Source organism: Rhodoferax sp. U11-2br, assembly GCF_018619435.1.
GTDB lineage: Bacteria > Pseudomonadota > Gammaproteobacteria > Burkholderiales > Burkholderiaceae_C > Rhodoferax.
Genome location: NZ_JAHFZF010000007.1, coordinates 59,123 through 71,823, shown reverse-complemented (window position 1 = coordinate 71,823; position 12,701 = coordinate 59,123). Strand labels below are relative to the sequence as shown.

10 protein-coding genes are annotated in these 12,701 nt (G+C 60.1%); 5 read left to right on the top strand and 5 right to left on the bottom strand.

Going from position 1 to position 12,701, the window contains the following annotated elements:
* The first annotated feature begins 138 nt into the window (after window positions 1–138).
* On the top strand, window positions 139–1,614 hold the full coding sequence (locus KKO72_RS06620; RefSeq protein ID WP_214936674.1) for a PLP-dependent aminotransferase family protein: 1,476 nt from the start codon (window positions 139–141) through the stop codon (window positions 1,612–1,614).
* 264 nt (window positions 1,615–1,878) lie between these two features.
* Here the strand turns inward: KKO72_RS06620 and KKO72_RS06615 are convergent, their stop codons facing one another.
* Window positions 1,879–3,579: an MBL fold metallo-hydrolase gene (locus KKO72_RS06615; RefSeq protein WP_214936672.1), complete on the bottom strand. Its 1,701-nt coding sequence runs from the start codon at window positions 3,577–3,579 to the stop codon at window positions 1,879–1,881.
* Between the two features lie 403 nt (window positions 3,580–3,982).
* On the opposite strand from KKO72_RS06615, the gene KKO72_RS06610 reads away from it, so the two are divergent.
* Entirely contained in the window at window positions 3,983–4,441 is a 459-nt protein-coding gene (locus KKO72_RS06610) for a phage regulatory CII family protein (RefSeq protein ID WP_214936669.1), read from the top strand.
* Window positions 4,442–4,981: 540 nt separating this feature from the next.
* On the opposite strand, the gene KKO72_RS06605 is transcribed toward KKO72_RS06610, so the two are convergent.
* Entirely contained in the window at window positions 4,982–5,644 is a 663-nt protein-coding gene (locus tag KKO72_RS06605) for a LysE family translocator (RefSeq protein WP_251140494.1), read from the bottom strand.
* Between the two features lie 359 nt (window positions 5,645–6,003).
* Between KKO72_RS06605 and KKO72_RS06600 the strand changes: the two genes are divergently transcribed.
* Window positions 6,004–6,483, top strand: coding sequence for an Lrp/AsnC family transcriptional regulator (locus KKO72_RS06600; protein WP_214936667.1), 480 nt, complete (start codon window positions 6,004–6,006; stop codon window positions 6,481–6,483).
* A gap of 57 nt (window positions 6,484–6,540) precedes the next feature.
* On the opposite strand, the gene KKO72_RS06595 is transcribed toward KKO72_RS06600, so the two are convergent.
* Window positions 6,541–7,095, bottom strand: a complete 555-nt coding sequence (locus KKO72_RS06595) for a MarR family winged helix-turn-helix transcriptional regulator (RefSeq protein ID WP_214936665.1) — start codon at window positions 7,093–7,095, stop codon at window positions 6,541–6,543.
* Window positions 7,096–7,241: 146 nt separating this feature from the next.
* On the opposite strand from KKO72_RS06595, the gene KKO72_RS06590 reads away from it, so the two are divergent.
* Window positions 7,242–8,144, top strand: a complete 903-nt coding sequence (locus KKO72_RS06590; RefSeq protein ID WP_214936663.1) for an EamA family transporter — start codon at window positions 7,242–7,244, stop codon at window positions 8,142–8,144.
* 294 nt (window positions 8,145–8,438) lie between these two features.
* On the top strand, window positions 8,439–10,166 hold the full coding sequence (leuA, locus tag KKO72_RS06585) for a 2-isopropylmalate synthase (protein WP_214936661.1): 1,728 nt from the start codon (window positions 8,439–8,441) through the stop codon (window positions 10,164–10,166).
* Window positions 10,167–10,214: 48 nt separating this feature from the next.
* Here leuA and fdx read toward each other — a convergent pair whose 3' ends face one another.
* Together fdx and hscA are read right to left on the bottom strand one after the other, a co-directional pair.
* The gene (gene fdx, locus KKO72_RS06580; RefSeq protein ID WP_214936659.1) at window positions 10,215–10,550 is read right to left on the bottom strand and encodes an ISC system 2Fe-2S type ferredoxin; all 336 of its coding nucleotides are present in this window, start codon (window positions 10,548–10,550) and stop codon (window positions 10,215–10,217) included.
* A 48-nt stretch (window positions 10,551–10,598) separates the two neighbouring features.
* Window positions 10,599–12,473, bottom strand: coding sequence for a Fe-S protein assembly chaperone HscA (hscA, locus tag KKO72_RS06575; RefSeq protein ID WP_214936657.1), 1,875 nt, complete (start codon window positions 12,471–12,473; stop codon window positions 10,599–10,601).
* Between the last annotated feature and the right edge of the window lie 228 nt (window positions 12,474–12,701).

Sequence of the window (12,701 nt, the reverse complement as noted above, 5' to 3'; positions counted from 1 at the left end):
AGTGGGCAGGGGCAAAAGACAACAGCCACAGACGGGCTGTATCTGGACCATGACAGCGCGCCAATTGGGCATCTGTTACGGTACGTTTTCAGCTTATCTGCATCTGTTTTCTGCAGACCGTATCAAGGATCATGGCGCATGGACACACCACATCTGTCAACCCAAGCTCCCTTGCCTCCGCTTTACCAACGGCTGGCTTCACATTACCGCGGCGCCATCCATGCCGGTTCGCTGATGCCGGGCGACCGCATGCCCTCGTTGCGGGGGCTGATGCGCCAGCACGACATCAGCCTGTCGACCGCCATGCAGCTCAGCCGCCATCTGGAGAGTGAGGGTTGGCTGGAAGCGCGACCGCGCTCGGGTTACTTTGTGCGTCGGCCACTGCGCAGCACGCTGGCGGCGGTGACGGAGCCGCGGATGGACCGCGCCCCTGATCCGGCGCAGTACGTCGGCATCCACGCCCGGGTGTCAGACTTTGTCGCACGCGGTCGGCTGCACATGGTCAAAACCAATCTGGCGGTGGCCCGCTGCGCGCCCGCGCTGTACCCTGGTGAGGCCCTCAAACAGGCCGCCATGCGGGTGTTGCGCAACAAGCCAGACATCCTGGTGTCCGCCACATCGCCCAGGGGCAACGCCGAGTTCCGTGCGGTGCTGGCCAAACGCGCCATGGCGCTGGGTATGACGCTGTCGCCCGATGATGTGCAAATTACAGCCGGTTGCATGGAAGCGCTGAACCTCGCCTTGCGAGCGGTGGCAAAAGCGGGCGACACCATTGCTGTGGAGTCCCCCTCTTTTTACGGCCTGCTGCAGGTGCTGGAGGCCTTGGGCCTGCGTGCGCTGGAGATCCCCACCAGCCCGCAAACCGGCATGTCGATTGACGCGCTGGAGCTGGCCATCCAGACGGATAACAGCATCAAAGCCGTGGTGGTGGTGCCGCACCTGCAAAACCCGCTGGGCAGCATCATGCCCGACGCGCACAAGCAGCGGCTGGTGCAGTTGTGCCAGATCAGCGCCATCACGCTGATTGAAGACGACACCTACAGCGAGCTGGTCAATGAAGGCAAACGCGGTGATGCGCCGCCGCGCGCCATGAAGTCATGGGACACCACGGGCAACGTGATTTACTGCGCCTCGCTGCACAAAATCCTCGCGCCCGGCATGCGGCTGGGCTGGATGGCCGCCGGGCGCTGGCAAGCCAGGGTCGAAATGCTCAAGTTCACCCAAACCCGCAGCAATGAAGAGTTATCACAACTGGCGGCGGCAGACTTCATCGCCTCCCCCGCCTACGACCGCCATCTGCACCGCTTGCGCGCCACCTTGCAGGTCCAGCGGCAACACACGGCGGAAACCATTGCCAGCCATTTCCCAGCCGGTACCCGACTGACCGTGCCCGAGGGTGGCTTGTCGCTGTGGGTGGAGCTGCCGCAGCAACTGTCGAGCAAACGGGTGTTTGATGCGGCCTTGAAGGAGCAGATTCTGGTCAGCCCCGGCCTGATGTTCTCCAACTCATTACGCTTTGACGCCTTTCTGCGCATCAGCTGCGGCTGGCCGGTGGACAGGGAGGTGGAGCAGGCACTGAGGCGGCTCGGGCAGATCGTGACCCGTCTGTTGTGAAGCACCTACCCGGCCATGGTGGGGCACTGTGTTTACTAATCGTGGGCTTTAGGCGGCGGATGATTCTTGAGGGCCAGACGCGGATCTTGGTGAATGTCAGCTTTCCGGCACTTAGATGGATCAGCCGCACCGTTGCGCCCATCAAAATGCATCCCGGGTCGGGCGCCGCCCCCCCCCCCCCCGGGAATTGAGTAGCGGTTGACTCTGGAGTCCAATCCCATGAAACATGGAGTATGGACTTCGAGCTCGCGGTCACTCGTGGCCTCAATTTGCCCTTTTGCGCATATCGAGCAGTTGCGTTTGCAGGAGCTGAATCTCAGTCTCGATCCTGGCACGTTCGGCCTCCAGATCAATGACGTTGGATTTTTCTTCCAGACTCCACCATTGCAGAGCATCTTCTGGAAGATGGGTCTGCACAGTGAGACCTTTAGACTTCGCTCTTTCGGTTAGCGCTACAGCCAGTGATTGACGCTGCCGGTCTTCGCCATGCTGCACAAAGACTTCATGTCCTACCAAGTTGAATTTGCCGCCACGTTCCCATACCAGCCAGGTCAGCAGATCATTTTGGTCGGCGTGGGCAGAGTAGCCATTGATCTTGCAAATCTTGGCACGGATATCTGCGATCTCGATTGATGTTTGGTTGGCAAGGGTCATGAAGCCGGTGTCTCTCAGTCGTTCACTCAACGGGACATGAGCAATCGCAAACAGCTGACCTCCAACAGTTTTCGCGGCACAGTAGCCCGTCATGGCAACTGTTGTCGTTGCAGTCTTCAGTAGGCCTGATAGCCATTGGACGACTGGACCTCCTTCGCATGTGCCTGAACTGGTGACAATGACAGTCGGCCCGTTGAGTGTTCCCTTGCGCAGTCGTTTGGCCTCTGAGGCGCTTGAGAATATCGGGCGCCAGTTCCGGGCTATGTGGTTGCCCCTGGATACTGATGCCAAGCGATCCGTCGCATTCAGCGTCATGCTAATGATATTCTGTCCCTCCGTTATGTCTTGCGGATCTTTGTCATCCAGACCGAGGCTGCGGTAGAACTGTTTGCCTAGCCAACGTGGTCGCACCTTCCCCTTGTGGCTGCGGTCGGTCCGCGCGAAGGCCTCTGCAAAGACGGGATTCACTTTTGAAGCCAGCGGTGAGTCGAACAGGAAGGTCAACCTGTCATATTGACCATTCGCCTCGGCCACCAGCCAGTGGAGGTCAAACATCAGGTCCTGTGTTCTGGCGATGGAGAAGGCGGGAAGAATCAGAGTGCCGTTACTTTCCAGTGTTTCATCCAGCAATTGACGCAAGGACCAGCGACGTTGGTCTTCGCTGTGCTGAAGCGGATTGCGTACCACGGCGCCGTATGTGGATTCGACGACTGCGTAGTTGCTGGGAATGCTGGTCTGCATTGGGAACCGGGTCAGTGGCAATGTTTCGTGGTTCTCCTGGCCGGGTCCGATATCCCCAGAGAAGTGGATACTGCGTTGCCCCTGGCCAGGGGCACCCCATGACACCACCACCGACACGGCGCCAACGATGTGTCCGGTGCGAAGAAATTGCAGGAACAGATCGGTATCCACCGGAAGGTGTAAACCAAATGCCTTGTCTGCTCCCGGCTCTTTCCAGCGGATCAGATCTATGTGCTCGGCGCTGTAGGGCAGTGTCGAATGGCGAATGGCATCCTTCAGGAGTTCTGTGGCCAATAGCTGGGTTTCTTTGGTGCAGTAGATAGGGCCTGTGAATCCCTTGCGGTACAGGGCCGGAATCAGGCCGCTGTGATCCATGTGCGCATGAGTGAGCACGACGAACCGGATATCCTTTGGGTCAAAAGGCCAGTCTGCCTCGTTCCACGCGTCCTGTGTGGGCTCTCCCTGCTGTATCCCGCAGTCGACAAGAAAACTCCAGTTACGGTTGAGGTCGCGCATCCAGGTGCATGAACCGGTGACAACGCCAAGGGGGCCTAGGAATCGGACTTCCATGATGATTTCCTTTCTCTTTCTGATGGTTGATGAAAATCTTTGAACCATTCAGCTTAGGATTCGGTTGTGCTTGCTCTCATGGGTAGTGTTCCATCCAATGTCAATGAGTTTCACGACAGTGACGTTGATGTCCTTTTTCGCGCTGTATTTCATATCCCTGTTCCCTTTCAATCAAGCGTTCATATATTTCGATCGCGTGCATGGCCGAGCTAAACTTTCACCAGCACCGCACTACGATCTGTCTTCGCGAGTTGCAACTGTTTGAAGGTCTGCAATCTCGCTTGAGATGAACTATCGCAAAGATCGAATTTCCAGAATACGTTTTTCAGGGAAGGGAAAAAACATGTCTGTTCTTGACGCCGCCTATGCCACTGTCCACTAGGATGGGGCAGAGGACACCTCTGTGATTGCAGAGCGGATGGGACTTGGAAAACAAGTCCTGCTCAATAAAGTCAATGTCAACAACACGACACATCATTTGACGCTGTTAGAGGCTGTCAAACTGATGCAGGTCACCAACGACTTCCGCATCCTGAGTGCGCTTGCCGCTGAGTTTGGCGGCATATACGTTCCAAGACCCCAAGCATTGAATGTAAGCGCCGATCAACTGATTGGTGACATCAGCAATATGTCATTGAAGTTCGGGACGCTTATTCAGGAGGTGGCAAAAGACATTGTCGACAGCAGAATCACTCCCAACGAAATGAAAAGTATTGAGAAGCAAGCCAACGACTTGCGCGTCGCACTGGAAGTGCTATTGGCTCATATTCGTGGTGTTCACAAGCAAAAAACGCCGACAAAAAAACACTCGCAAGCCACAAGCGAGCCCATGCATCTTCAGTATGACTGTACGCACGATTGATTTTTGCCAATGCCCGGCGTGTAGTTAACCGCATTCTTGAGTTGGTCGACGATGAGAGGGCGCACCTCATGCCTGATTCGTTCACCACGGTCATTCAGGCTCTGCGCGCCGCAGCTAACGGCCGCTTGAATCCGCCCCGCATAGGCGACCTCGGCAGGCGCGCCTCATTTGGGTAACAAATCGGAAGTTCGCTATTAGGCACGCATTCCACGAGTATGGAGGGCCGCCTTGGGTCGATACCTATCTCTAACGCTGGGAAACCGATTCGCTGCCTGGAATTCAAACCTTCCCCACACCCCCCCCGCCTGGAGTACCGCATACCAAAGCTGTCAACATACTTCTCAATTAATAGCTACCTACCCTTTATTCACCTGGGCTAGAGGCCAATTTCATCCGAAAGTGCCTGGGATGCCATATCCATTCGCCGCGCCGTCTTTGTGCGTGAGCAGGTAGTTGCCATCTGGGTTCAAGCTAGCGTTCAGGTCGCCGTCGGGGTAGTTCGCCGCAACAGAGCATTGGGGGCGCTCATTGCGCCTGCTCTTACCGGTTGTTCGCCGCCAACTTGAGTCCAAACCCAATCAGTGCCAAACCGGCCAGCCGGGTCGCTATCTTGCGAGCCGAAGGCAGGGCTTTCAGGCGGGCAGCCACCACATTGCCGACCAGAACCAGCCCGGCCTGGTAGAGCAGACTGAGCACGGTGACATGGGCCATCATGACCGCCAGTGTTAACGCTGATGCCTGTGGCTGGATGAACAGCGGAAAGAACGCGACAAAAAACAGGATCACTTTCGGGTTGGTCAGGCTCACGGTGAAGGCTTGCCGAAAGTAGACCCGTGGCGAGCTTTGTACTGTCTGGGAGACGGGTGCGGTGTTGACCTGCGTGCGCAGCAGTTGCCAGCCCATCCAGCACAGGTAGCCCGCGCCAAACCACTGGAGTGCCGAGAACAACATCGGGTTGGCCTGCATGGTGGCAGCCAGTCCGGCCACGGCGGCGAACATCATGATGAAGTCACCCAGCAGCGTTCCCAGCACGGCGGCCAAACCCACTGCGATGCCGTGGCGAGCGGTGGCATTCAGGATGGCGATGGCGCCCGCACCGGGAACCAACTGGAAGACAAGCACGGCAAGCACAAAGCTGGTGTAGTTCTGGATGTCAAACATGGCGATCAGGTGGGTGTAGAGGTTAGGGAAGGGTCGCCTCATCTTAAACCGTCTGCCCCGGCAGCGACAAGCATTCACTATGTTTGTGATAGCTATTGGTGCCGTATGGGAGAGGGCTACAGGGCGATTTGGTGGTGGTTTGTGCGTGCCGCCAGCGCTTTCCTGGTGGGCCAAAGGCCGTGCCCCGCAGGCAGTGGGTTTGCCTGGGGGATGTGACTTGCAAAACAGGCCCTTGTGAGGCCCAACTGCGCAACACTGGCTCGTGACCAGCTTGCTGGGTGCTGTGGATGACAGATGCCTTCAGTGTAGGCCGCAGGCCGGGGCAGAAGATTGCGTTTTTGCCTTGAGTTACTTTGAATTTGGCATAACATGCTTCAATTAAATCCAACATTGGCAGAAACATGAAGATTGATCGTTATGACCAGCAAATCCTCGAAATTCTGCAGGCCGACAGCCGCATCAACAACCAGGAGTTGGCGGACCGCATTGGCCTGTCGCCCTCTCCGTGCCTGCGCCGGGTGCGTGCGCTCGAAGAGTCGGGGCTGATTGTTGGTTACCACGCTGAGCTGGATGCCAAGAAACTGGGTTTGTCGCTGACGGCGCTGATCCACATCTCGATGGACCGGCACACGCCCGAGCGTTTTGTCAATTTCGAGACCACGGTGAGTTTGTTGCCTGAGGTGCAGGAGTGTTTGCTGATCACCGGCCAGTCGGCCGACTACCAGCTCAAGGTGGTGGTGCGTGACATGGACCACTACCAGGCGCTGCTGCTCAACAAAATCACCCGCATCGAGGGTGTGACCGGTGTGCATTCCAGCTTTGTGCTGCGCCGGGTGGTGAGCAAGATGGCGCTGTCGGTGGCCAGTGGTGCGGAGGTTTAGGCCGACGTCCCTCGCGGTACGGGCCTGTCGCCTGGGCTAGGTGTTGCCGCGCTCACCTCATGGGCTGGACCGTTTGGCCTTGGCGCGGCTTTCCTCTGCCGGTTGCTCTAAAGTTTGAAGCAGCAAAGACAGGCGGTGCTCCAGTGCAGCCAGGTCGGCGGGCTTGAGCGGCGCCAGCAGGCGGTGCTCGTTGTCCACATGGGCTTTGACCGCCTGGTTGATGAGGTCCAGCCCCGCGTCGGTGAGTTGAACCAGCGAGCTGCGCGCATCGTCCGGGTTGGACACGCGCATGATCAATCCGCGAAGTTCGAGCCGCTGCATGCGGTGTGTCATCGTGCCTGAGGTGACCATGAGTGTGGAAAACAGCGTGGTGGGTGCCAGGCGGTAAGGTGCCCCCGAGCGGCGCAAGGCCGCCAGCATGTCGAACTCCCAGACACTCAAATCGAACTGGGAGAACACCTCTTCTACCTTGCGCGTCAGCAAGGCGGTGCAGCGGTTGAGCCGACCAATGATGCCCATGGGGCTGACGTCCAGATCAGGCCGTTCACGCTGCCACTGGACAAGGATGTCATCCACCGCATCCAGCGAGCGGGTGGGTCGGATTGAGGCCATGGGGAAACCTTGTATTTGTCTTGACATCAAGATTTTATGCTAAGATTTTTATCTTCAATTCAAGATAAATGGCGCATTGACCTCGCACCGGAAAGTACCTACACATGCATCTCAGACCCACTCGCCCGCAACCCTTTGTTCCCACCATGCCAACGGCATCACCGGTGGTCAGCGTGCCAGCCCGGCGCCAGTCTGGCGGTTGGCTGGATGTGTTGTTGACCGCGCTGGCGCCCTTGATCTGGGGCTCCACCTACATCGTCACCACCGAGCTGTTGCCACCGGAGCGGCCGTTCACCGCCGCCGTGTTGCGGGCTTTGCCAGCGGGCCTGCTGCTGGTGTTGTGGTGCCGACGCTGGCCTGCTGCCCACAGTTGGTTGCGGCTGCTGGTGTTGGCTGCGCTGAACATTGGCTTTTTCCAGGCCATGTTGTTTGTGGCTGCCTACCGCCTGCCGGGCGGTGTGGCTGCGGTGGTGGGGGCGGTGTCGCCGTTGCTGGTCATGGGCTTTGTCTGGGGGGTGGACAAGCTGCGCCCCTCGCGCACGGTGATGGCGGCGGGCAGCGTGGCGGTGGCGGGCATGGCCATGTTGCTGGTGGCCCCCGGCACGGTGTGGGACCCGCTGGGTGTGGCCGCCGCCTTGGCGGGCACGCTGAGCATGGCTGCGGGCACCTTTTGGTCACGCAAATGGCAGACCCAGTTGCCGGTGTTGGCTTTCACGGGGTGGCAACTGTTGCTGGGCGGGCTCATGCTGCTGCCCGTGGCTTTGTGGGCCGATCCGCCGCTACCCAGCCTGACAGCTCACCATGTGCTGGGCTACGCCTACCTGTGCATCGCTGGGGCCCTGGTGTCTTATGCCTTGTGGTTCAGAGGCGTTGTACGCTTGCCTTCGGTGGCGGTGGCCTCGTTGGGTTTGCTCAGCCCTGTGGCGGCTGTGGTGTTGGGGTGGGCCTTGCTGGGCCAGGCCCTGGCTGGCTGGTCGCTGGTGGGGATGGTCACCGTGCTGCTGTGTATTGGTGTGGTGCAGTGGTCCGTATCGCGGCCCAAAAAGTAGGTGCTGGTGCACCTGCCACTTGATTGCTGTGTTTTGTATAGCAACTCATCCTGATTTGATCAGGGGTAAGTGCCATTTTGATCTGGAAACCGGGAGCCAACCCGGGCGCACCTGCACGGCAGGTGTGCCGTGCTCAAAGCATGGTGTTGATGTGGAAAATTGCTAATAATGTTAAATTTAAGCAATAAACTGTCTTAAAAATTTATCAACGTGGCAAAAACGCAATCATTCACCCCGGCTTCAAGCCTACGATAACCATCACTGTCCGTTATCGTTTTCAGAGGAACTTGCTCCATGTTGTCCAACCCCGCCACCAAATACCGCGCCTTTCCCACCATCGACTTGCCGAACCGCCAATGGCCCTCGCGCAGCATCACCCAGGCGCCGATCTGGATGAGTTCGGACCTGCGTGACGGCAACCAGTCGCTGTTTGAGCCGATGAATGCCGAGCGCAAGATGCGCATGTTCCGCACCCTGTGCCAGGTCGGGTTCAAGGAGATTGAGGTGGCTTTCCCGAGCGCCTCGCAAACCGACTTTGACTTTGTGCGTAACCTGATCGAGGGTGGCCACATTCCCGACGACGTGACCATCGAGGTGCTGACCCAATCGCGCGAACACCTGATCCGGCGCACCATCGAGTCCCTCAAGGGCGCACGCCGCGCCATCGTGCATGTCTACAACGCGACCTCACCGGCGTTTCGTGAGATTGTGTTTGGCATGAGCAAGGATGAAATCAAGGCGTTGGCGGTGTCCTCCGTGCGCCTGGTCAAGCAGTTGGTCGCCGAGCAGCCACAGACAGAATGGGTACTGGAGTACAGCCCGGAGACCTTCACCGCCACCGAACTGGACTTTGCACTGGAGGTGTGTGACGCGGTCACCGCCGAGTGGGGCGCCACACCAAGCAACAAGGTCATCCTGAACCTGCCCACGACGGTGGAGATGGCGACACCCAATGTGTATGCGGATCAGATCGAGTGGATGCACACCCACTTGGCGCGGCGCGACAGCGTGCTCATCAGCGTGCACCCGCACAATGACCGTGGCACCGGTGTGGCCGCTGCCGAACTGGGCCTGATGGCGGGCGCCGACCGGGTCGAAGGCTGCTTGTTTGGCAACGGCGAGCGCACCGGCAATGTGGACATCGTCACCCTGGCGTTGAACATGTACACCCAGGGCATTTCCCCGGGCTTGGATTTCTCTGACATCAACGCTGTGGCCCGCACCGTGGAGCATTGCAACCAGCTGCCGATCCACCCACGCCACCCGTATGTGGGTGACCTGGTGTTCACCGCCTTCAGCGGCTCGCACCAGGACGCCATCAAAAAAGGCTTTGCCGCCCAGCAGGCTGCCGGACCGGACGCCTTGTGGAATGTGCCCTACATGCCGATTGACCCGGCTGACGTGGGTCGCAGTTACGACTCGGTGATCCGCGTCAACAGCCAGAGTGGCAAGGGTGGTGTGGCGTATCTGATGGAGGCCGAATTTGGTGTGGTGATGCCGCGGCGCTTGCAGGTGGAGTTCTCGGGCGAGGTGCAAAGTTACACCGACAGCCACGGCGGCGAGATGACGGCACAGGACATCTGGAAACTGTTCGAGAGCACCTATCTGGACGCCCCCAGCGCGTCGATGCATTACGTGGAGCACCATTTGTTTGACCATGCCGCGCCCGGCAGCAAGACCCGTGTGCAGGGCATCCGCATCGGGGTGGAGGTGAACGGCCAGCCCATGTTGCTCACCGGTGAGGGCAATGGCCCCATTGACGCGGCGGTGCATGCGCTCCAGGGCGCCGGTATCCAGGTGCAGGTGCGCAGTTATGAAGAGCGCTCCACCCGCGCCAGCACCCACGCTGGGGACGCCCAGGCCTGCGCTTTTCTGGAGCTGGTGTCCGGCGCCGGTGGCCCTGAGCGTTTTGGTGTGGGCATGGACACCAACATCGTCACCGCCTCGGTCAAGGCGCTGCTCAGCGGGGTGAACCGGCTGGGCTTGGTTGCTGCGCTTGAGTTGGAGGGTGAAGCGGCCTGAGGGGTGGGCTGAGGTTGCCCTCAGATGGGCAGCTGCGGTGCAAAGACCTCAATGCTCCCGTGCATGGTTGCGGGTGTGTTTGGGCAGCTCGATGGTGATGTCGCTTTCGCCCAGCTTGATACAACAGGACAGGCGCGATTGCGCCTCCAGGCCCCAGGCGTTGTCGAGTTGGTCGTTTTCGTTGTCATCAGCCTCAGCCAGCGAATCGCCGCCCTTGCGCACATAGACATGGCAGGTAGAGCAGGCCGCCACCATCTCGCAGGCGTGTTCAATCGCCACACCGGCCTTGAGCAGGCCTTCGCACAGAGACTTGCCGGGTTTGATGTCGATGTCCAGCCCCTGCGGGCACAGTTCGGGGTGGGGCAGCAGGCGGACTCTGGGCATGTGGTGTTTTGTTTGTGGTGGTGGGTGACTCTGGCGGGCGGCTGGGGTTCAGGCCAGGCTGTCCATGCTTTGTCCGGCCAGCGCTTGGCTGATCGACGCGTTCATACGCCGGGCGGCAAATTCATCGGTGGCTGAACTCAGCGCACTGGTGGCACGGCGCAGGTCAGCCAGCGGCGCCTCGGTTTCCAGCATCTCGCCCACCCGGTACATGGCCAGGTGAATGGCCTGGATTTCCGGTGCAGACAGCAGTGCGGCGTCGGCGTGCAGTGCGGCTTCGGTGGCGTCGAGCAGGCGCCGGGCGTCCACCTGCGCCTCGCGCAGTGATCGCAACTGCATGTCTTCCTGGCTGGCGCTGATGGCGTCCTGCAGCATGGCCGAGATCTGGGTGTCGGCTAGGCCGTAGGTGGGTTTGACCTCGATGTGCGCCTCGATGCCGCTAATGCGTTCACGCGCGCTCACCGACAGCAGCCCGTCGGCATCAATCTGAAAGGTCACGCGGATGTGCACCGAGCCCGCCACCGCTGGCGGGATGCCACGCAACTCAAAGCGTGCCAGCGAGCGGCAGTGCGACACCGATTCACGCTCACCCTGCACCACGTGCAATGACATCGCCGTCTGGCCGTCTTTGAAGGTGGTGAACTCCTGCGCACGCGCCACCGGCAGGGTGGAGTTGCGCGGGATGATTTTTTCAACCAAGCCGCCCATGGTCTCCAGCCCCAAGGACAGCGGGCACACATCGAGCAGCAGCCAGTCGTCACCACTGCCGTTGCCCACCAACACATTGGCCTGCAGCGCGGCGCCAATCGCCACCACTTGGTCGGGGTCGATGTCGACCAGCGGCTCGCGTTGGAAGAAATCACTCACCGCCGCACGCGCCAGCAGCATGCGCGTGGAGCCGCCCACCAGCACCACACCGTTGATGTCATCGATGCCCAGTTTGGCGTCGCGCAGGGCGCGCCGGGTGGCAGCCAGGGTGCGGTTGACCAGCGGGGTGCCCAACTCGGCAAACTGGCTGCGGGACAGGATAGCCTGTTGCGTGCTGCCGTCGGCACCGGTCAGCGCCAAAACTGCTGACTCGTGTTGTGACAGTGCCTCTTTGGCCTGGCGCGACGCCGCCAGCAGGCCACGCTGCGCGCCGGGTGGCAAGGCGGCCAGGCCAGCGATGCCATGCTGGGTACAAAACCACTCGGCAATGGCGTGGTCAAAGTCGTCCCCCCCCAAGGCGGAGTCGCCACCGGTGGCCAGCACCTCAAACACGCCTTTGCTCAGGTGCAAGATAGAGATATCGAAGGTGCCGCCACCCAGGTCGTAAATCGCAAAGGTGCCTTCGGCCGCTTTGTCCAGCCCGTAGGCAATGGCGGCTGCAGTCGGTTCGTTGAGCAGGCGCAGCACATTCAACCCGGCCAGTTTGGCCGCGTCTTTGGTGCCCTGGCGTTGTGCGTCGTCAAAGTAAGCCGGAACGGTGATCACCACCCCGGCCAGCGGCCCACCCAGCGACACTTCGGCGCGTTCACGCAAAGCCGTCAAAATTTCTGCCGACACCTGCACCGGCGAGCGTTCGCCGCTGACGGTGTGGATGCCCACCATGCCTGGTCCGTCGGTAAAACGGTAGGGCAGGCCAGCGGCTTGGGTCACGTCCGCCAGGCTGCGGCCCATGAAACGCTTGACCGACACAATCGTGTTCTCGGGGTCGTCCGCTTGGGCGTCCTGTGCCTCGCGCCCCACCACAATGCCATTGCCCGGCAGGTAGCGCACCACCGATGGCAACAGCAGCGCACCGTCTTCATCAGGCAGCGCCCGCGCCTGGGCACTTTGCACCGTGGCAATCAACGAGTTGGTGGTGCCCAAATCAATGCCCGCCGCCAGCCGATGCTTGTGTGGCGCGGCGCTTTGACCGGGTTCGGCAATTTGCAACAAGGCCATGACTTCTCCGTTAGACCGAGCCGACGACCACTGCCAGTGGAGGCAGCAGCAGGCCCAAGCCAGAAACACCGCGGGACTGGCTTTGCCAGACCACTGGTGTTGCGCCATTGAGGGGGCTGAAGGCCGCGGCTCCAAACCTGCCTGCGCAGGTTTGGACGTGCCTGCAGTGACGCAGGCTGCGACTGCGTCCCCCAGCGCATACGCGCAGCGAGCAAGCAACGGGGGGGG